We start from the raw sequence: 20,131 nt of genomic DNA, 5'->3' as shown, positions 1-20,131 counted from the left end.
CGAATTCAGTATCTAAAAGACACGGCTCCGTACGCGATTTGAACATCGGCTCAAGCATTTGTCCAGGCCCTTGTCGAGCAAGTTTCGGTCATCTAATGTCCGATTGATCAAATCACTTCCTCGCTCCAGGAGCTCCCTTGCGCCGATTAACATTCACCATCACCATCGCGGCGGTGTTACTTCCGCTGCTCTCCCCGGTGGCATCCGCCGCCACCACCAAAGCGGAAGACCCAGACGTGGTCCAGCAGGTCGGTCCGGGCCTGTACTTCACCGACACCGACACCTTCAAGATCAGCGAAACCGACGTGCCGGCCGGTGTGATCGGCCGTTCGCACGGCGTGGCCACCGGAGGCGGTGATCTGGCTCGGCCGCAGTCAGCCCTGCCGTCCCGTCCCGAGATGGCGGTGTTCGGGCCGGGCTGGAAGGCGGAATTCCTCGGCGGGATGATCTCCAGGAAGCTGGAGACCCAGACCGGCGCCATCGTCGTCACCGAGCTCGACGAGGGCAACTCGACCCGCTACGAGTTGAAGAGCAGCGTCTCCTTCCCCGACGGCGGCGGCGTCAACCGCTACGAGAGCACCGACGGCTCCAAGATCGCCGAAACGAGCCGCTGGGACGCGGCGGCCGGGGTCATGCGCACCTCCATCTCCGAAACGATCGCGATGGACAAGGGCGCCACGGAGACGGGCGACGACACCTTCACCCAGACCAATGCCGAGCTCAGCCTCACCTACACCTGGAACAAGATCGACGGGCTGCAGGGCACCGACACCTGGCGGGCGACGGCCACCGGCAACACCGCCTACGGCACCTCCGCGGTGACCTACGACTCCCAGGGCCGCGTCAGCACCGTCAAGGAACCGGCCGCCGGGGAGACCCCCGAGGAAACACTGACCGTCCAGTACGCCACCTCGACCACGGCCACCTCCTCCTCGTTCGGTGACTTCGCGGGCCGGCTCAAGCAGATCACGCTCACCTCCGGCACGGCGGCGCCGCAGACCGTGGCCAGCTACGGATACGACCCCAACGGCCTGCTCCGCACCGTGGCCGATCCGTCCCAGAGCACCACCCCCGCGGCGACGTACGCCTACGACCAGATCGGCCGCCTGACGTCGATCGACTCGCCCACGGACGGCGGCTGGCAACTGTCCTTCGCGGACGGCACCGCGGCCCCCACCGCGACCGCCACCGACACCGCGCGCCCCGCCGCCAACACCCCCATGCAGGGCGCGACGGGCATCAACGACCCCAACGCCACCGCGCCGGCCCCGGGCGACTTCCTCCCCGGCGACATCTCCAACCCCCAGGCCTATCCTTCCTACTGCAACGACGCCTGGAAGTGGCTGTACTACCAGCGGGCCGGCTGCTCGGCCTGGGTCGCGCACAACGGCTGGCACAAGCCGCTGTGGAAGCAGCTCCCCAGCAAGCGCTATGTCGTGGGCATCACCTACGACCACTGCACGAACGCCCCGGACCGCCCCTCGGGGTTCGACTTCCGCCCCGCCTGTGACATGCATGACTACGGCTACGGGCTGATCGGCAACACCTACAAGCACTACAAGTACTACCTCGACAGGTACCGCAAGTCCCAGGTGGACGACGTGTTCTACAGCACGCTGAAGAACTGGACGTGCAACGCCTACTTCGTCCTGGTGCGCCCCGCCTGCAGGAGATGGGCGTGGGTCTACCGCCAAGGCGTCCGCCTCGGCAATCCCAAGAACGGCGCGGACAACACCTGAGCCAGAGGCCGGATGGCGGAGCGGGATCGCCCGCCATCCGGCCCCCTTCCGTCAGAGTGGCAGGGGGATCCGCTCGACGAACCAGTACAGGCTGACCGCCACGATGGGGACCGACATCGCGGCCAGTGCCCAGCGGGCGGCGGACGTCCGGCGCAGCAGCACCAGCAGCGGGAAGAGCACGGCGATGATCGCCAGTTGGGCGGCCTCGATGCCGAGGTTGAAGCTCAGCAGCGACAGGAGCAGTTCCCACGAGCCGCTCCGGTCGATGTCGAGCGCGCCGGCGAAGCCGAGCCCGTGCACCAGGCCGAAGGCGAAGACGATGGGCAGCCGCCACTTGCCCAGCCGGTCCTCCGCACGGCCCAGCAGGTTGGCCAGCGCCACGACGATGATCGAGCCCGCGATGATCGGCTCGACGATCGCGCTGGGAACGTCCACGACGCCCATCGCCGCCAGGAGGAACGTGATGCTGTGGGCGGCGGTGAAGGCGGAGGCGGTGACGATGACGTCGCGCAGGCGGCGCGCGCCGATGAGCAGGGCGAGCAGGAAGAGGACGTGGTCGAGGCCGAACAGCAGATGCTCGGCGCCGAGCAGGAAGAACTCGCCGATCTGACTGGACGCCTCGTGCTCGCCGACCCGTAGCGTGGGAGCCGTGGCGGCCAGCACGCCGGAGCCCTTCTCCCCGTCGAGGTCGTACCGGACGATGGTCTTCGTGCTGTGGACGAAGGACTCGGAGTCGGGGAACAGCGCGCTGGAGATCGCGTGGGCGCGCCCGCTCTCGCCCTGGCAGGCGTAGGTGAGGGTGACCACGGCGAAGGCCACCTTGTCGCGCAGGCGCACGTCCGCGTCGCCCACCGGCGTGGGCGCGCACGGCTTGTCGCCGTACGCCACTTCGAAGCGGCCCGTGACGTATGTGGTCACGGCGTCACGGTTGATCTTGAGCTGGCGGAGCTGCTCGGTCCGTTCCTTCGCGTCGTAGGCCTCGGCGTAGAGCCAGGCCGACTTCATCAGGAGGTCGTACTCGAGGTCGAGGACGACCTTGACGTTCGCGCCCGCGCCGGTCACCTCGGCCTGGGCGGTGGTGGTGACGTCGTGCGCCGCCGCCGGAGCGGGAAGCACCAGATCCGTCAGCACGCCACCGAGGATGGCGGCGAGGAGCACCGCGGACAGCCAGCGCATGTCTGGTCTCCAGATCGGGGTGGACGCCGCCCCGGACCGAAGTCCGGGGCGGCGCTGGATCAGCGGTTGTTGAACCAGTGGTACATGGGCGAGTCGGCATCCCACTTGCCGGGACGGCCGTGCTCGTCCTTCGTCACGAAGACGCTCGGCTCGGAGGCGGTCACACCGCCGCCGGCGGAACGCGCCACGACGAACCAGGCGTAGGCCGTGTCGTCCTTGAGGCGGTTCCAGGTGACCGAGGCGACCTGGCCCGACGTGACCGTGCTCTTACCGATGATCCGGCTGGGCTTGTAGAGCGCCAGGGAGTCGGTCTGGAAGCTCGTCGTACGGGAGGTGAGATCGACCGGCAGCACCATGTTGTCCTCGCGGCCGTTGTAGCGGCGCAGCGGATCGAACTCGGTGGCGCCGAAGTCGTTGAGCAGCGGAGAGTAGGCGTCAATGCTCAGCTCCGCCCGCTTGACGTTGAACTGCAGCAGCCGGAAGAAGCTCGCACCGAACTGGAGCTGGTCGTCCGGCTTGTACCCGCCGATCTCGGTGAGCCCGAGACGGTCGGCCGAGACCGTGTAGAACTGGTAGTCCGCCAGCAGCTCGACGACGCCGTTGCCGACCTGGCCCACCTTCGGCTTCACGTTGGTGCCCACGCCGTGTTCGTGACCGGCGAGGATGAGGAAGACGTTCGGGTTCTTCTCGACCACCGTCTTGTACAGCATCGAGCCGTCGGGTGCGGAGAATCCGGCGCCGCGCCCGTCGGGGTTGGTGCTCGGCACGAGGTAGTCGTGCGAGAGCAGGATGCCGTTGCGGTCGGGGAACTTCTTGAAGATGGAGTCGGCCCATTCGGCCTCCTCCCTCGTCACGCCGAACGACAGACCGACCACGACGAAGTCCAGCCCGCCGGCGGAGAACAGGTCGTAGTGGTTCTGGTTGTCGCCCTCCTTCCACGGGCCGCCGTACTTGGCGTGCTGCCAGCCCTGTGAGGCGTCCTGGTAGCGGCTGGGGCCGTAGTACTTGTTGTAGATCGCCTCCGGCCCCTCCTCGGTGCCCGACTGGTTGTCGTGGTTGCCGGCGATCACGCCGTTGGGGATGTTGGCCTCGTCCAGCACGCGCTGCTGCTTCGACGACACCTCGAACTCACCGGTGATCTCCTTCTGCGTGGCCTCGTCCGTGGGCTTGCGGATGTTGTTCTCGATGATGTCGCCGGTGTGCGCGACGTAGGAGATCTTGCGCTGGTCCTTGTTCGCCTTGATCCAGTCGACGACACCGGAGTAGGCGGACTCCCACACCGCGCGCTCCTCGGCCGTCTCCTGCTCCACCGCGCCCTCGGAGATGTACTGGGTGTCGGTGTAGTGGACGATCGAGAAGTCGTACGAGGCGGGGTCGTCGAAGTGGTTCGGGTCACCGGGATCGACGTCGTCGGCGAACGGGTCCTCACCCGTCACCAGGACGTGAACCTGCCGCTTGTCGATGTACTTCTCGTCGACCACAGCCGTGAGAGCGGTCTTGCCCTGGGCGGCGCCGCGAGCGCTCGTGAGGAGGTCCCACGCCTTGGCCTTGGTGTTCCACACCCGCAGCGACACCAGGCGCTCGGGGTCGATGACGCCCTCCCAGCGCAGGACCGGAGCGGCCACGTGCCCCTCCACCTTGACGTCGTAGCGCTGGTAGGTGATGTCCTGCCCGGCCGGCGCGTCGAGCAGCTTGCCGTCGGCGGGGTCGAGCCCGTCGGCCTTGACCCGCTTCTCGCCCGGAACCTGCAAGGTCGTGGGGAGAGACGTGGCCGTGCCCTGGTACACCTGGTTCGGGGTGAGGATCTCGGCCTGCGAGAACGTCGCCGTCACCGGGCCGCCGTCGGGCTCGGCGACCTTCGCCGAAAGCTTGACGGGGTCGGACACGTCGACGGCCCCCAGTGCCGGGGTCAGCTCGGCGGGAACGTCCGGGATGCCCGCGGACTCGAACACGATCTCGCGGGTCGCGGTGTTGCCGAGCCCGTCGGCCCCGGTCACGGCCAGCGTGTGGGAGCCGGCTCGAAGGCCCGGCCCCACCTTGGCGCCCAGCTCGATCGGCTGGCCGTCGAGCTTGACGTCCGGCCCGGACACCACGCCCGAGGCGTCCTCGAGCTTGACGTCCAGCACGACCGAGGCGGAGATCTTCTCGTTCGCGGCCGGGACGCTCTTGCCGACCTTCGGCGCCGAGTTGTCGGTGACCAGGAGCCGCGTGGCGACCTCGCCCGCCGCCGACGTGGCGGACAGCGTGTGCTTGCCGTCCTTGATGGCGGTGGTGTCGAGGTCGGCGCGCAGGCCGCGGGCCGGGGCGTCCACAAGGAATTCGAGGTCGATCTCGGTCAGCGGGTTCACGGTGTCGCCGCAGTTGCCGTCGCCCATGCCGTACGAGGTCTTGAGCATCTGACCGGCCGCCGTGCCCGCCGCCGGGGCGAGGGCGATGTTCGAGATCGCGAAGTCGTCGCGGTTGCCGCCGCACGACGTCGGGAAGGTGCCGGCCACGAAGTCGATCGTGTTCCAGCCGGGCACCAGGAACTCGTTCGGGATCGTGAAGTCGACCCGGCGGCTGACGAAGTCGCCGTCGAGCACGACCTTCTGGCCGTTGACGAGCACGAAGTTCTGGTAGCGCGCCTCGATCGAGTTGCTGCCCACGTTGAAGCTGAGCGTCGCGTTACCCGAGCCGAGCGTCTCCATGACGTGCACCGCCGGGGCGTCGATCTTGTAGCGCAGCTCGGCCTCGCGCAACGCGGTCTGGCTGCTGCCGCAGGTGCCGTCGCCCATCTCGTACGACGGCTTGATGTCCTGGCCGCTCACGGTGCCGCCGTCCAGGACGAGGTCGAGGTTCGTGATGACGAAGTCGTCGCGGTTGTTGCCGCAGGACTCCTTGAAGTCTCCGGCGACCACCTTGATCACGTTGTCGCCGGGCACCAGGAACCGGGCCGGGACCGCGATGGTCACCCGCCGGCTCACCCAGGAGCCGCCCAGGTCGATGCGCTTGCCGTTGACGAGCAGGAAGTTGTCGAACTTGTCGTCGATCGAGTCCGCGCCCACGTCGAAGCTGAGCTGCGCGGCGCCGTTGCCGAGCGTGGCCTTCGTGACGGGTTCGGCGCCGTCGACGGTGAGGGACTTGACCCCGTCCCCGCCGGCGGCCGGGACGGTCGCGAAGACCGGCTTGGTGCCCGCCACGAGCGTGCCGTCCGTGGGCAGCAGCCGCGGCGCGCCGGCCGGGGCGTTGTTCACGGTCACGGTGTTCTTGACGGTCGCCCCGGCCGTGGTCGTGGCGGTGATGGCGTGCTCACCGTTGGCCAGCTCGGCCGTGTCCACGTCCACGGCGAGGCCGGTGGTGCTCTGCGGGTCGGACTGGACGAAGAACTTGAGCGTGGCGCGCTTCAGCAGCGAGGTGTTCGTGCCGCAGCTTCCGTCGCCGAAGGAGAGGGTGTAGGGGTTGTCCTCGCCGTCCGCGGCCTCGCCGAGGAGTGCGAGCCCCACATCGGACAGCACGAAGTCGTCGTAGTTGACGCCGCACGAGGACTGGACCGTCCCGACGACGATCTCGACGGTGTTCTCGCCCTTGACGAGCTGCTCGTTGGGGATGTCGATGGTGGCCCGCGTGTTCACGTAGTCGCCGATGTCGCTGCGGTGAGCGCCGTTGACGAGCACATAGCTGTGGTACTGCGCCTCCGTGGAGTTCGAGCCGACGTCGAAGCTGAGCTTGGAGACGCCCACGGTACGGGTGGCGTCGAGCGCCTTGCCGTCGATGTCGAGTTTCGTGACGCTGTCACCGGCCGTGGACGGAACCGCCGCGACCTTCACCTTGCCCTCAAGGTAGGAACCACTGACGGGGGTGAGCGTCGGAGGGGTCGACGGGCTCTGGGAGGCGGTGGGTGTCGGGCTGGGCCGTCCCCGCTCTTGCTGCGCCGGGTCGGGATCGGCGTACGCCGACGTGACGAGACTGCTCATGAGCACGGCCACGACCGTGCCGACCGCGGCGAGCCGCCATCGGCGGCCTAAACCGCCCCGTGTTCTATCTGCTGCTGACCGCATCAGGTGCAGTCCCTTCTTTCCTTACGTGCCCTTGCGGCGAACACTTTGGAGCGCACCCGTGAATGGTGTGCATGGTGAGGCTGAAGAGAGAGCAAACGATCAGATGATTCTGCTCATCTGTTACGAAATAGGAGCAAATAGGTCACAACACCGAACGTCCTTACAACCTCATATCCGGACGAGACAAGTTTTCCGGAAAACATCCGATGTATAGTCGTCGCTTTCTCGCACAAGGCAGTTGACAGGCCCGGTGTTCTATGGGATCACAGTCAAAAGGTCCCATCTTTGAGTTCACCGCACTGCTCGACTCCGAGGAGCACCATGCGTCAGGACCTCGCCAAGCTGAGCCGCCGAACGCTCGTCGGTGGAGCGGTGGCGGCCATCGCCGCGCCCGCGCTCGCGAGCGGCGCCGTGGCGGGGGCCGAACCCGCCCATGCGGCGACCGAGGGGGCGCCGGGCCGCCCTTCGGACGCCTCCGCCGCGCTGCTGGACCAGTGGGCGCAGGCGCCCGGATCCCACCCCCTGATACCCGACATATCCCGCGCGGGCTACCGCCTGGGCGCCCGTCCGCCGCGCCTGGACGTGGTGACCCGGGTGACCGACCACGGCGCCCGCGCGGACGGGACGACGGACTGCGCCCCGGCGTTCAACGCGGCGCTGCGCGCGGCCGGGGAACGGGGCGGCGGCGTGGTGCTGGTGCCACGCGGCACCTACCTGCTGTCGTCGCCGGTCTTCGTGCACTGGTCCGACGTCGTCCTGCGCGGCGCCGGGCGCGATGCCACCGTGCTGCGCTTCAGCCGGACGCTGGACGACGGTTACCGGCCGGCCCGGCAGTCCAACGGCAACAGCCGCTGGTCGTGGACCGGCGGGCAGGTCTGGTTCATCGCGGCCGAGCGGCGGGCCCGGTCGGAGGCCGAGGACTTCGCCGGCACCGAGGGCTGGCTGCTGGGAGACACCCTCGCGGAGGCCGGCGCCGCCTCCCGTGGCGAGCGGACGCTCCTGGTCTCCGACACCGGCCGGCTGCGCGCGGGCGACATGGTGGTGCTCGAGTGCGACAACCCGCCGGACGCGAGCCTGCTGACGCATCTGGCCGGCGACATCCCCGGTGCCCGGTCCTCCTCCTACGACTGGCCGCGCCGGGCGCCGCAGCTCGTCACCGGCTCCGGCGGCCAGTACGTTCAGTACGCCACGCTCCAGTGGCCCGTACGCGTCGAGGCGATCCTCGGTGACCGTCTGGTCGTCCTGGCCCAGCCGCTCAAGTACGACCTGCGTCCCGGCTGGCCGGCACGGCTGCGCGCGATCGGGCCGACCGTCCACGACAGCGGCGTCGAGCAGCTCACCATCCGCAACGAACTGGTCGCGATGACCGCGCACAACAGACACCCCGGCTCGAACGGGGTGTGCTTCCAGGCCGTGCACGACTGCTGGGCGAGCGAGGTACGCGTGGAGAACTGCGACCTCGGCTTCGGCTTCACCTCCGCCAAGTCGACCACCCTCTCCAGAGTCGCCGTGGGCGGCCGGGCCGCGCACCACAGCTTCGCCTGCCGGATGCAGTCGCACGACAACCTCGTCGACGACTTCGAGATCGAGGCGTTCACCGTGCCGGTGCCCTCCGGCGCCGTCCACCACGGCCTCAACGTGGAGGGCCTCTCGTCGGGCAACGTCTGGCGGCGCGGCCGGATGGCCGAGGGCACCTTCGACACCCACCGGGCGCTGCCGTACGAGAACGCCCGGACCAACATCACCCTGGTGAACAACGGCCGCGTCGGCGGCTCGGCCGCGTCCGGCCCGCTGTTCGGGGCCCGGATCGCCCACTGGAACGTCCGGGTCACCGGCGGCAGCGCGTACGCCCTGACGATCGCCGACGTGGCACCCCGCAGCGTGACCGTCGGCGTCCAGGGCACCAACGGCACCGCCAGTGAGCTCACCCCGGACTTCACCGGCGACCTGGAGAGCCTCCTCGTCGAGCAGGGCTCGCCGCCCCGCGTCACCGACCTGTACGCCGCCCAACGCGACCACACGGATTAACCGGCGCTCCCGCGTTACCTCACGGCCTCACGCAACGGCGTGCTCGCGGAGGAGGTCAGCACGCCGATGAGTCGGCCGCCGTGCCTTCGGCGCAGGCGCTGGCCACCAGCCTGGTGCGCAGGGTGGACAGGGTCGGTGCCGTGGTCGTCGTGGGAGCGGTCTCCGACCCTCCGGCGGGCACGGAGGTGGCCGTCGCGTCCGGCTTGCCCGTGGGCTGGGGGCAAAGGTCGTGGTCGCAGGTGGACGTAGGAGTCGGCTCGGTCTCGTCCTCGGGTACGTAGGTGTAGCCCAGGAGCTGCGCGGCCCGTTCGCCGTCCATGAGCGGGGCGACGACGGGGCTGCCCGCCGACTCCTCGACGAACAGGCCCTCTCCGATCGGCACGTGCACCGACTGGGCGTAGGCCAGTTGCGCGGGATCGGTGACCGGGCGGCCGATGAGCTGCCGGCGGGCGGCCAGGTTGTGGACGTACATGAGACCGGTGCCGGCCGTGCCGATGGAGTCCTTGAGCTCGGCCAGTGTCGAGGTGGCCGGATGCTCGACCTGCAGTCTGATCTTCCCGTCGGCGTAGCCTTGGCCGAGCTGCCCGGCCAGGACCTTGTCCACGCGCACGACGAGGCTGGCGTACCGGATGGCGGCGTCCTCACTGTCATAGGCGACGATCGCGGAGGAACCGTCGGAGTCGTCGGAGGCGAACGCGATGCCCGGCTCGATGTCCACGATCGTGCCCTGGACAAGGGCGGCGGCGGCCTTGAAGGCGGCCGAGTCCGAGGCGCCGGGCGTGACGTCGGCCAGCGAGTCGAACAGGTAGTCGCCGTCACCCGCGCTCGCGCCGTAACGGATCTGCGCCCAGAACGACTGCTCGGGGGTGTTGACCACGGCGCCGGCCGCGGTTCCCGTGATGACGGCGGCTACCAGGGTGGCCACGATGACGAGCTTGTCGCGCATCGTCACCACGCTCCGTTGATGTGCGAGCGGTCGTGGCTGCTGTAGGTGGCGGTGGTGGACGTGCCGGCCTTCATGCATGAGGTGAGGTTCGTGTGGCCCAGGCCGATGCTGTGCCCGATCTCGTGGCAGGCGGTCTTCCTGCGGACGGCCGTGCTCGTCATGTCGGCCAGGTCGAAGCGGAGCTCGGCCCGGTCACAGGTGTATTCGCCGCCTATCTGGGCCAGCACCCTGACGCACTTGGTGGAGCCGGTGAGGTTCTTGCCCGTGCTGGAGCCGTCCCAGTCCTTGCCCCAGTAGTCGACGTAGTAGGCGTCGAACATCACCACGTCGGTGTGGGTGCCGGCGGCGCTGTCATAGCCTCCGATGCGCAGATCGGACTGGTAGTCCAGGTTGGCCATGCCGTAGTCGGCGGCGTACAGCATGTTGGTGGTGAGGGTGGAGGCGTTCCAGTAGACGTCGCGGTTGTCCGTCTTGGGGCAGCACCAGGTGGGGTGCCAGGCGTAGAAGCCGAAGGTGTTGGCGGTCGCGGGAACGGCCATGGTGACCGCGGCCGAGGCGGTCGTGACCAACGCGAAGAGTAAGGCGAGAGCTGACTTGCGCATGGATGATCACTTTGGGATCAACGCGCGGCGGCAGCGGGAAATGTACGCCAACGGTAGGAGTACGCCAGGCGACGACTCGGCTCTCGAACGGCGACTGAATCGGGTTGAACGGCACCGGCAGCGCGGCAATGATCGAATCCGGGAGTGCGTCCCCAAACGGTGCGAAGGAGACTTATGGACCCCCAGCCAACGCCCGCCACATCGAAGCCAAGCGTGGAATCCCCGCCGAGCTCGCCGTGGGTGACGATCGTCATCGTCTACCTCGGCGGGGTCGTCGCGGCGATGAGTCTCGGCAAGTTCGCCTCGGTCGGGCCGGTGGTGGCGGCCGAGCTCGGGCTGTCGCTGTCGCGGCTGGGCTGGGTGATCTCGGCGGTCGTCGGCGTGGGCGCCGCCGTCGGCCTGCCCGCCGGCTATCTGGTACGCCGCTTCGGCGCGGAGAGGTCGCTGGTCGCCGGCCTGATCCTGATCGCGGCGGCGAGCGCGGTGAGCGTGGCCACCGGTGACTTCGCCTGGTTGCTGGCTGTCCGGGGCGTCGAGGGCATCGGATACGTGCTGGTCACCATCTCCTGCCCGGCGCTGATCCTCCGGCTGGCCCGCGAGCGGGACCGCGGCATGGCCCTGTCGTTCTGGGCCACGTTCGTCCCGATGGGGATCGGCGCGAGCACGCTCGCGGGGGGCGCGATGGGTTCCGCTCTGGGCTGGCGCGGCTGGATCGGGCTGCTCGCCGGTCTGACGTTCGTGATGGCGCTGGTGGTCCGGGTACGCCTGCCGCGCGGGTCCGGGCGGCAGGCGGCGGCCGGGCCCGTCCCCCGCGCCGGGGCGCTGATGTGGCCGGCGGTGCTCGGCGCGGCCTTCTGCCTGGCGGCGTTGGTGACCATTCCGGTGATCGTCCTCCTGCCCACGCTCCTCATCGAGCAGCACGGCCGCTCGGCCACCGCCGCCGGCGCCGTGACCTCGGTGATCTCGCTGCTCAGCGTGTTCGGCGGGCTGGCCGTGGGAGTGCTGCTCCGCCGGGGCACGCCGGTCGGCGTCCTGGGGCTGGTCGGGCTGCTGACCGTACCGGCTGCCTGGCTGATGTACGGCGGGCCCGGTTCGGCGGCAGCCGTACAGGCCGGCGCGGGGATCGTCTCGATGGAGAACGGGTTCCTGGGAGCCCTCGTCTTCGCCGCTCTCCCCCTGGTGCTGGAGCGTCTCGACCACGCTGATGTCGGCAACGGCGTGGTCGCCCAGGCGGGCAGCCTCGGATCGCTGCTCGGCCCGCCGCTGTTCGGCCTGGTGGCCGGCGGGATGGGCTACCAGGCCCTGGTACCGGTCATCGCCGTGGCGATCCTGGCCGCCGTCGGTCTGTTGCTGCTGGTCGGTGTACGGGCGGCCCGGCAGCTGCCGAGCGCCGACTGAGCCGCGGCGGCTACCCGACCTTGCGCAGCACCACGGCGAGCACACCGGCGACGGCCACCAGCACAGCGATCGCGCCGATCATCGTGAAGCTCCCGTCGGCTGGACTTCGTCCCGGTATCCGGTGGCCTGCCGGGTGAACAACCGCGCGTACGTGCCGCCGTCCGCCAGCAGTTCGGCGTGCGTGCCCTCCTCGGTGACGGCGCCGTCGGCCAGCACCACGATCCGGTCGGCGTCACGGACCGCGCCGAGTCGATGGGAGATCACCACGCTGGTACGCCCGGACCGCAGCCTCGCGAGCTGACTGTGCACCTCGTACTCGGCTTCGGGATCCAGGCCGGCGCTGGGCTCGTCGAGGATCATCAGGTCCCGGTCGCGGCGCAGGAACGCCCGCGCGAGCGCCACCCGCTGCCACTGCCCGCCGGAGAGCAGCACGCCCTCGGCCTCCTCTCCTTCCTCGTCCAGGGTGAATCCACGGCTCAGCAGCGTGCGATAGCCGTACGGCAGAGCCGCGACGGTCTCGTGGACGCCGGCGTCCTGTGCCGCCCGCTCGATCCGCGTCTGGTCCTGGGTGGCGGCCTGGTCGCCCAAGGCGATGTTGTCGGCCGCGGTCAGCTCGTACGTCACGAAGTCCTGGAAGACCGCGCCGATCCGGGCGCGCAGCGTCTCCGGCGCCACGTCGCGGAGGTCCACGCCGTCCCACAGGATCGCGCCGCGGGTCGGGTCGTAGAACCGGCACAACAACTTCACCAGTGTGCTCTTGCCGCCGCCGTTGCGGCCGACGAGCGCGACCGTACGGCCGTGCGGGATGAACAGGTCGACGCCGCGCAGGACCCAGGGATGATCCTCGCCGTACCTGAACCAGACGTCGCGTAGTTCGATGCCCCGGCGCAGGGGTGCGAGCGACGCCGGGTGGTGTGGCGCCGGCAGGTCGGGTTCCGCGGTCACGATCGTGACGTGATGGTGGAACGTCAGCAGTTGTTCGTAGGCCATCACGCCGGCCGACACCATGACGTTCAGCGCGGACTGCACACCGGCGACGGCCGCCACGAACATCGACACGTCGCCCACGCCGAGCTGCCCGCGGCCCGCCGCGAGGATCGTCCAGACCAGCCCCACGCCGGCCACGATCGCCGAGGTGGCCGACAGGCTCGCCTGTACGAAGAACTCCCGCCGGTCCATCCGGCGGCGCGCGGTGTTGGCGGTCCGCAGCTCGGTCAGCATGCGAAGGCGCAAGAAGGCGCCGAGGTCGAAAAGCCGGATCTCCTTGGCGGCGTCCGCGGTCGACATCAACTGGGCGTAGAACAGCTCCCGGCGCTCGGCCGGCCCGATCCGCCACAGCATCGCGACCCGCTGCCGGGACAGCCGCAGCTCGATGAGCAGCGCCGGCAGGGCCGACAGCAGGACCAGGCCGGTGAACGCGGGACTGATCAGCGCCAGGGAGCCGACGAACCCGGCGACGGTCACCGCGCTGCGCGCGGCGGAGGCCGCGGTGTCCACCAGCCTGCCCGGGTTGGTCGCGCTCTGCTGGGCCAGGCGCAGCCGGTCGAGGAAGGCGGGGCTCTCGAACGGGGCCAGCCCCGTGAAGCGGGTCACCGCCGCGAACAGTTCGTCCTTGGAGCGCAGCGCGGTCCGGCGGTCCACCTCGGCACGCACGTACTGTGCGGCGTGCGTGGCCGCCACCGCAGCCGTCGTCACGACGGCGATCGTCACCGCCAGGCCGAGCAGGATGGTGGTCCGGCCTTGCGCCAGACCGTCCAGCACGGCCTTCGTCAGCCAGGCCAGGGCGATCGGGGCGGCGGCGCCCACGAGCGTGACCACCAGGTAGCCGAGCATGTGGACCGGCGCCGACCGCCACACCATCCCGGCGGCGCGTGCCGCGCATCCCGCCAGGACCCGAGGCGTCGGTGTCGTCTCCGGCCCGCGGCTGGTCACGCCGGCGACCCGGCCGGCAGCCGAGAGATCCGGGGCGCCGTCGCGAGCAGCCTGCCGCCCGCGGCCACCTGGAAGAAGCTCGGGAACGACTGAACCCGGAACGCGCCGGCGACCTGCGGGAACGCGTCGTCAGTGATCACCTGCGCGACGGGTGACAGGGTCGTGAGCAGCTGCCCGGGGTCACCCGACCGGCCGTCGACCACGGCCAGCACCCGTGACCGGTCCTGGCTCGCCGCCCAGGAGGCCAGCTCGGGAAGCTGCTCGTGGCAGCCCTTGCAGTCCGGCGACAGGAACGCGACGACGGTTCCCTCAGGCAGGAGGTCCCGCGTCACGCGGGTTCCGTCCATGGTCGTCGCGTCGAAATCGGCGACGACCTCACCGACGGCCAGGCCCCCGCCCCCGCCCGCTCCGGCCAGGGCGCCCGTGCCGACGGCTTCGTACAGCGCGTCGATCAGCTTCGTCTGCTCCCGGAGCCGCCGGACCACGCCGAGGGTCAGCAGCAGGTCCACCAGGCAAAAGGCGCCGACAAGGGCCACGATGGCGATCAGGTAAGGCACAGGACATCTCCGTGTCGAAAGCTCATGAGGGTGTGCCCGGCCGCGGCCGACCACCGCCGGGCACCGGTCATCGCGGCGGGCGCGTCACCGTGAAGGCGGTTACGAGCAGTAGATGTAATGCTGGCAAGAGCCGCACGACACGTGGCCGTTCGGGTAGTAGCAGCAGTACTTCGCGGTGAATGCCGGGAAGCTGCAGCACTCATAGCCGCAGTCGGTAGCCCGGGCTACGGTGTGCGGCGCGATCAGCTCAAGGAGCCGGTCGGCCATTCTGGTCACGACGCGCATGGAACCTCCCCATCGGCGGTCCCGGGCGGGCCCACGCCCGCCCGGCGCGGCCGGTGACGGCCAACACACCGCCGTCCCGCTGCCGCACGTCGCAGCCTGCACCGGGGGGCTGAGCGATTTCTCAATGATTTCTTAACGGCCTATCTCCGCTGGTCGGAGCGCTGGCCGGGCGGCTGGTGGGACGGCTGGCCGGGCGGCTGGTGGGGCGGCTGGTGGGGCGGCTGGCCGGCGGACGCGATGCGGTCGCGCACCTTGCCGGCCTGGGCGTCGCCGAGGGCGTCGTAGCACTCCGCCGCCCGCTTCCAGGCGTCGAGCGCGGCCGCGGTGTCACCTGTCCGCAGGTGCGTCTCGCCCAGCCGGACCAGCGTCTCGGCGGCCGGGTGCAGGTCGTCGCAGCCGCGCAGCAGCTCCACCGCCCGCTCGTAAGCCGCCACCGCCTGCCCGAGGTCGCCTCTGGCCTCCAGCACGGTGGCGACGCTGTCCCAGGCGTGCCCCTCGCCCTGCGCGTATCCGAGCTCGGCCAGGATGCGCTGCGCCCGGCGGCAGTCGGCCAGCGCCTGGTCGTACTCGCCGACCTGGGCTCGCCACCAGCCCGCGTTGTTCAACGCCCGCGCCTCACCGACGACATCACCGGCGCGCCGGAACAGCTCCTGCGCGCGCAGAGCGTGCTCCAGCACGTCGCCGGGTCGCACCCGGTTCAGTGAGACGGTCAGGCCCAGGTGGATGTGCGCCTCCAGGACCGGCTCGTCGAGGTCCCGATACAGCCCGAGCGCCTGATGGAAGTGCTCGACCGCCTCCAGGTCGCGGCCGAGCTTGGCATGGGCGCGGGCGATGCTGTTGTGGCAGCGGGCCTGGGCCGCCCGGTCGCCGAGCCGCCTGGCCGCGTCCAACGCCACGCCCTGAACGCGCAGGATCTGCTCCCATGGACCGCGGCGCTGCATGAACTCCGCGAACGCCCACGCCAGTTGCCACGCGTGCCGGTCCAGCCCGGCCGCCGTCGCCTCCGCCAGCAACCCCGGCAGCGCCACCGACTCGTCGGCGTACCAGCGCAGGGCCTCCGCCGGCCCGGCGAAGGACTCCAGCACGACACCTCGCGCCCGTGGTTCCAGCTTCAGGTTCTCGCGGTGCGGGTAACAGACCTCGCTCGCGGCGTACGCCGAATGCAGGTAGTGGTCCAGCAGCCGCCGCGTCGCCGCACGCTGTACCGTCCGGCTGTCGGCGGCCCGCTCCTGCTCCAGCGCGTACACGCGCAGCAGGTCGTGCAGCCGCAGGCGGCCGGGTGAGCGGAGGCCGACCAGGTTGGCGCGGTCGAGCCGCGCGGCGAGTTCCCGGGTGCGGTCCACCGGCAGGGCGGCCAGGCTCGCTGCCGCGGCGAGCGGCAGGTGCGGCCCGGGGTGTCGCCCGAGGCGCCGGAACAGCCGGATCGCGGGCTCGGGCAGATCCCGATACGACCGCCCGAACACTCTGCGCAGGTCCACCGCCGGGTCGCTGTGAGCGAACGGCTCCAGATCCGCGCCGGCCCGCGCGAGGTCGGCGGCGACCTCCGCCAGCGGCAGATCGGTGCGCTGCGCCAGTTGCGCCGCGACGATCGCCAGGGCCAGCGGCAGCCGGCCGCACCGGCGGATGATCAGCGCGGCGGCCTCGGGCTCCGCCGCCGGCCGCGGCTCGCCCAGCCTCGCCGTCAGGAGGCGGTAGGCGTCGTCATCCGGCAGGACGTCCAGGCGTACCAGGGAGGCGCCCGCGGTGACCGCGAGGCCGGACAGCTCGGATCGGCTGGTGATCAGCGTCAGACATCCCGGCGCGGTGGCCAGCAGCGGGCGCACCTGTTCGGCGGCGCGGGCGTCGTCGAGCACGACCAGGACCCGCCGGGAGGCCAGCAGGCTGCGGTAGAGCCCGATCCGGGCCTCGGCGCCCGACGGCACCTGGGCTTCCGGCACCGCGAGCGCGCTGAGGAACCGCGGTAAGACCATGGCCCCGTCGGCCGGGTCGACCGTGCTGAGATCGGCGTACAACTGCCCGTCCGGGAAGCGGTCGCGATTCAGGTGCGCCCAGCGCAGCGCGAGCGACGACTTGCCCACGCCGGGCGGTCCCGAGATCGCGCAGACCGCCGCGGTCTGCGGCCGTTCGCCGGTCGCGATCGCGGCCAGTCGTTCCAGCTCCGGCGCCCGCCCGACGAAGCCCCTCAGGTCGACCGGCAACTGGGCCGGGACCACGTGTCCGGTCTCGGCCGCGTCGCCGGACCGCAGCAGCGTCCGATGGACGCGCCGCAGCTCCGTACCCGGCTCGACGCCCAGCTCATCGGCGAGCGTCCGGCGTACCCGCGCGAAGTGCGCCAGCGCGTCGGCGGTCCGCCCCCACGCGTGCAGCGCCTCGATCAGGGCGGCCGCCAGGAGTTCGTCCAGCGGGTACTCATCGGCCAGCGGTGACAGCGCCGCCACCGCGGCCGCGGCGTCACGGCCGGTCATCGTCCGCGCCCACCGCAGCATGGTCTCCTTGCGTTCGTCGCGCAGCCGGTGGCGGGCTCGCTCGGCCCATTCGCCGGGCAGCCCGGTCAGCGGGTCGCCGCGCCACAACGCGAGAGCATCACCCAGCAGCGGCGCCGGATCCGGCTCGGCCATCGCCTGGTAGGCGAGGCTCCGGAACCGCGACACGTCCACCGCGGACTCGTCCACGTCGAGCAGATAACCCCCGAGCCGGTGGACGACGGCGCCGTCACCCGCCAGGACGTCGCGGCGGACGCGGGTGATGATCGTGTACAGGGTGCGCCGCGCGCCGGGCGGAACCTGCTCGCCCCAGACCCGGGCGAGGAGCGTCTCGACGGACACGACCCGGCGAACCTCCCACGCCAGCGCGGCGAGTGCGAGCGCGACCTGCGGCGGCCGTACGGGCTGGGTCCGGCCCGGACGCTCCACCTCGATGGTTCCGAGCAACCGAATCAGCACGACGGTTCACTCCCTGCTTGTGGATCTTCGAGGGTAACGAACCTCTATGGCACCGGTACGCCGTACGCGGGAAGCAGCGCTCTTGCCGCGTACGCGGCACCGTCGCTAGGTTGTGATCATGCAGTATGTCGATGTGGCGAGCAGACTGCTGCTGCTCACGATGTTCACGCTCGCCCTGGCGAGCAAGATTTCCAGCCGCCGGGCCTGGGGCGAATTCGTCGAGTCGACCAGGGCGATGGCGGTCGTCGGCGAGGCGCAGGTCCCGGCGGCGGCGGTGGCCGCGGCGGCGGCCGAGGGTGCGGTCATCGTGCTGGCCGCAGTCCCCCTTCGCTGGGCCGGATCAGCGGCGTTCATCATCGCCGCCGGGCTGCTCGGGTGTCTCGCTGTAGCCGTCGCCATGGTCGTCCGGCGGGGGAAGTCCGTCACCTGCCGCTGCTTCGGCGCCTCCCAGACGCCCTTGGGCGTATCGCACGTGGTCCGCAATGTTCTTCTCGTCGTGATCGCCCTGCTCGGGCTGGCCGGGTCGTTGGTGAACGGCTCTGTCGACCCGCTTCTCGCCATGATCGTCGGCGTCTTCGGCGCCGTTCTGGGGTTGCTCGTCTCCCGCTGGGACGATCTCGTCTCGTTGCTGGTAGCACCCTGAGGTAAGCGCCGGTCATAGGGCTGGTCGAGCACTCGTCTCCCGGTGTTGAGCCCTCTCTGCTTCTCCTCCGTCCGGTGGCTATAACGGAGCGGCATTGATCTTCGTCGTGACGCCCCGGGGGACACCTTGATGACCCATGTAGGACGAATAGCCGCCGGCGTGGGCCTGCTCGCCGCCCTGTGCGTGCCGGGGCAGGCGGTCGCCGATCCTGAAGCACCCACCGCAGGGACGGCGCCGCCGGTGCTGGACCTGGTGCTGGACGGCGAATCGCTCTCTCTCCGGGACTCCTTCGCGATCCTCGAGGGCCGTCCCGTCTCCGCCCGGCTCGCGGCGGACGCGTGGGCGAACATGAACGAGACGCGGGCCGGAGCGCTGGCGGCCCTGGCCGACCAGCGGGTGTACGGGTGGAACCAGGCGCTCGGGCCGCTGAAGGACCGTCCGCTGACGCCCGAGCAGGCGGAGCAGTTCCAGCGCAACGTGCTGCGCTCCCACTCCGCGGGCGTCGGGGAGCCGCTGCCCGACAACGTGGTCAGGCTGGCCCTGATCCTCAAGGCGAACCAGATGGCCAGAGGAACGGTCGGCGTACGCCCCGAGGTGCCCCAGCGGCTGCTGACCATGGTCAACGCCGGGGTCGTGCCGCGGATGCCGCAAATCGGCTCGCTGGGCACCGGAGACCTGCAGCCGCAGGCGGCGGCCGGACTGGCGGCGATCGGCGAGGACGCGCCGGTGCGCTACCGGGGTGAGGAAGGACCCGCCTCCGAGATGCTGCCGAAGGCCGGGCTGGCCGCCGAGTTCACCTTGCAGGCCGGGGAAGCGCTGCCGATCATCAGCGGCAGCACCGTCCTGGCCGCCACGCTGATGGACGCCGTACACCGGGCCACCGTACTCGCCGACCAGGCAGAGGGCGCTTTCGCCCTGTTCATGGAGGCGACCAGGGCCGAGCAGGGATCGCTGGACGCGCGTACCCACCAAGAACGCCGCATCCCCGAGCAGAACGCGATCGCCGCGCGGCTGCGCGCGATGGTGGCGGGCTCGGGCTGGATGACGGAAGAGGGCCGCGAACGCCTCGATCCGGCGAACTACCACCCTCGGGTCCAGGACGCGGTGTCGGTGCGGGCGGCGCCGCACATCATGGCCGGGCTGCGGCACGTGCTCGCCGACACGCGCCGGACCCTGGTACGGGAGGCCAACGCGTCGACCTCCAACCCGCTGATCTTCAAGCGCGATCAGGGGCCGGGGTACGAGTTCGTGATGGGCGGCAACTGGGACGGCTCGATCATGGGGCATCTCGCCGACACCGTGAACGCGGAGATCACCGACCTCGGGGTGCTGTCACAGGAGCTGTCGGGGCGGCTGCTGTCCCCCAGGTGGAGCTACGACCTGCCGGCCAATCTCGCCGGTGGGACGGTCGGCCTGAACTCCGGAATGGTGCAGGTGCAGACGGTGGCCGCCGCGCTGATCCCGGAGATGCAGGCCAGGGCCACGCCCGCGGGCACCCTGTCCCGGCCGGTCAAGGACGGGCAGGAGGACCACAACACGATGGCGATGGCCTCGGTCCGGCACCTGCACGAGAACCTCGACCGGCTGGAAATCGTGCTGGCGGTCCAGTACCTGATGTCCGCGCAGGGAATCGACCTCATCGCGGAGAAGATGGCGGGCCTGCCGCTCGGCGCCGTCACGCGGACCCTGCTGGCCGAGCTCAGGGGGTACATCACGCCCCTGGCCGATGACCGCTATCTCACCCCCGACCTGGAGCGAGCCATCTGGCTGGTGCACAACCGGCACCTGGTGCCGTCCGTCGCGGGGTGACGTGGGTGGCCGCGACCAGGGAGTCGCGGGGTTGACG

The 20,131-nt window shown here is 70.5% G+C and carries 13 protein-coding genes; 5 read left to right on the top strand and 8 right to left on the bottom strand.

What is annotated here, in order from left to right; all coding sequences use genetic code 11:
• Window positions 1-137 precede the first annotated feature (137 nt).
• Window positions 138-1,739, top strand: a complete 1,602-nt coding sequence (locus AB0F17_RS05645) for a phospholipase A2 (RefSeq protein ID WP_358016759.1) — start codon at window positions 138-140, stop codon at window positions 1,737-1,739.
• 51 nt (window positions 1,740-1,790) lie between these two features.
• On the opposite strand, the gene AB0F17_RS05640 is transcribed toward AB0F17_RS05645, so the two are convergent.
• A complete protein-coding gene (locus AB0F17_RS05640; protein ID WP_358016756.1) occupies window positions 1,791-2,915 on the bottom strand; it encodes a HupE/UreJ family protein in 1,125 nt (374 codons plus the stop codon).
• Window positions 2,916-2,974: 59 nt separating this feature from the next.
• Window positions 2,975-6,868 (bottom strand): metallophosphoesterase, encoded by a 3,894-nt coding sequence (locus AB0F17_RS05635; protein WP_358017370.1) that lies wholly within the window; start codon window positions 6,866-6,868, stop codon window positions 2,975-2,977.
• Window positions 6,869-7,273: 405 nt separating this feature from the next.
• Between AB0F17_RS05635 and AB0F17_RS05630 the strand changes: the two genes are divergently transcribed.
• On the top strand, window positions 7,274-8,980 hold the full coding sequence (locus AB0F17_RS05630) for a glycosyl hydrolase family 28-related protein (RefSeq protein WP_358016753.1): 1,707 nt from the start codon (window positions 7,274-7,276) through the stop codon (window positions 8,978-8,980).
• Between the two features lie 55 nt (window positions 8,981-9,035).
• Here the strand turns inward: AB0F17_RS05630 and AB0F17_RS05625 are convergent, their stop codons facing one another.
• Complete coding sequence (locus tag AB0F17_RS05625) at window positions 9,036-9,926, bottom strand: hypothetical protein (RefSeq protein WP_358016750.1); 891 nt, start codon at window positions 9,924-9,926, stop codon at window positions 9,036-9,038.
• A gap of 2 nt (window positions 9,927-9,928) precedes the next feature.
• Window positions 9,929-10,528 carry a hypothetical protein gene (locus AB0F17_RS05620; protein ID WP_358016747.1) on the bottom strand — a complete coding sequence of 200 codons (600 nt, stop codon included), beginning with the start codon at window positions 10,526-10,528 and terminating at the stop codon, window positions 9,929-9,931.
• Between the two features lie 213 nt (window positions 10,529-10,741).
• On the opposite strand from AB0F17_RS05620, the gene AB0F17_RS05615 reads away from it, so the two are divergent.
• The gene (locus AB0F17_RS05615) at window positions 10,742-11,926 is read left to right on the top strand and encodes an MFS transporter (RefSeq protein WP_358016744.1); all 1,185 of its coding nucleotides are present in this window, start codon (window positions 10,742-10,744) and stop codon (window positions 11,924-11,926) included.
• 78 nt (window positions 11,927-12,004) lie between these two features.
• On the opposite strand, the gene AB0F17_RS05610 is transcribed toward AB0F17_RS05615, so the two are convergent.
• From AB0F17_RS05610 to AB0F17_RS05595, 4 genes are all read right to left on the bottom strand, one after another.
• Window positions 12,005-13,858 carry an ABC transporter ATP-binding protein gene (locus tag AB0F17_RS05610; protein ID WP_358016741.1) on the bottom strand — a complete coding sequence of 618 codons (1,854 nt, stop codon included), beginning with the start codon at window positions 13,856-13,858 and terminating at the stop codon, window positions 12,005-12,007.
• Window positions 13,855-14,415 (bottom strand): hypothetical protein, encoded by a 561-nt coding sequence (locus AB0F17_RS05605; protein WP_358016738.1) that lies wholly within the window; start codon window positions 14,413-14,415, stop codon window positions 13,855-13,857. The genes AB0F17_RS05610 and AB0F17_RS05605 overlap by 4 nt, the downstream gene beginning before the upstream one ends.
• Before the next feature lie 99 nt (window positions 14,416-14,514).
• Window positions 14,515-14,691, bottom strand: coding sequence for a hypothetical protein (locus AB0F17_RS05600; RefSeq protein WP_358016735.1), 177 nt, complete (start codon window positions 14,689-14,691; stop codon window positions 14,515-14,517).
• Between the two features lie 149 nt (window positions 14,692-14,840).
• Window positions 14,841-17,642, bottom strand: coding sequence for a BTAD domain-containing putative transcriptional regulator (locus AB0F17_RS05595; RefSeq protein WP_358016732.1), 2,802 nt, complete (start codon window positions 17,640-17,642; stop codon window positions 14,841-14,843).
• A gap of 118 nt (window positions 17,643-17,760) precedes the next feature.
• Between AB0F17_RS05595 and AB0F17_RS05590 the strand changes: the two genes are divergently transcribed.
• Both AB0F17_RS05590 and AB0F17_RS05585 read left to right on the top strand, forming a co-directional pair.
• Complete coding sequence (locus tag AB0F17_RS05590) at window positions 17,761-18,285, top strand: MauE/DoxX family redox-associated membrane protein (protein ID WP_358016729.1); 525 nt, start codon at window positions 17,761-17,763, stop codon at window positions 18,283-18,285.
• A 129-nt stretch (window positions 18,286-18,414) separates the two neighbouring features.
• The gene (locus tag AB0F17_RS05585) at window positions 18,415-20,094 is read left to right on the top strand and encodes an aromatic amino acid ammonia-lyase (protein WP_358016726.1); all 1,680 of its coding nucleotides are present in this window, start codon (window positions 18,415-18,417) and stop codon (window positions 20,092-20,094) included.
• Window positions 20,095-20,131: the final 37 nt, after the last annotated feature.

The organism is Nonomuraea sp. NPDC026600, assembly GCF_040638335.1.
Taxonomy (GTDB): domain Bacteria; phylum Actinomycetota; class Actinomycetes; order Streptosporangiales; family Streptosporangiaceae; genus Nonomuraea.
The sequence above is the reverse complement of the archived record's forward strand: the minus strand, read 5'-3'. Positions and strand labels throughout refer to the sequence as shown.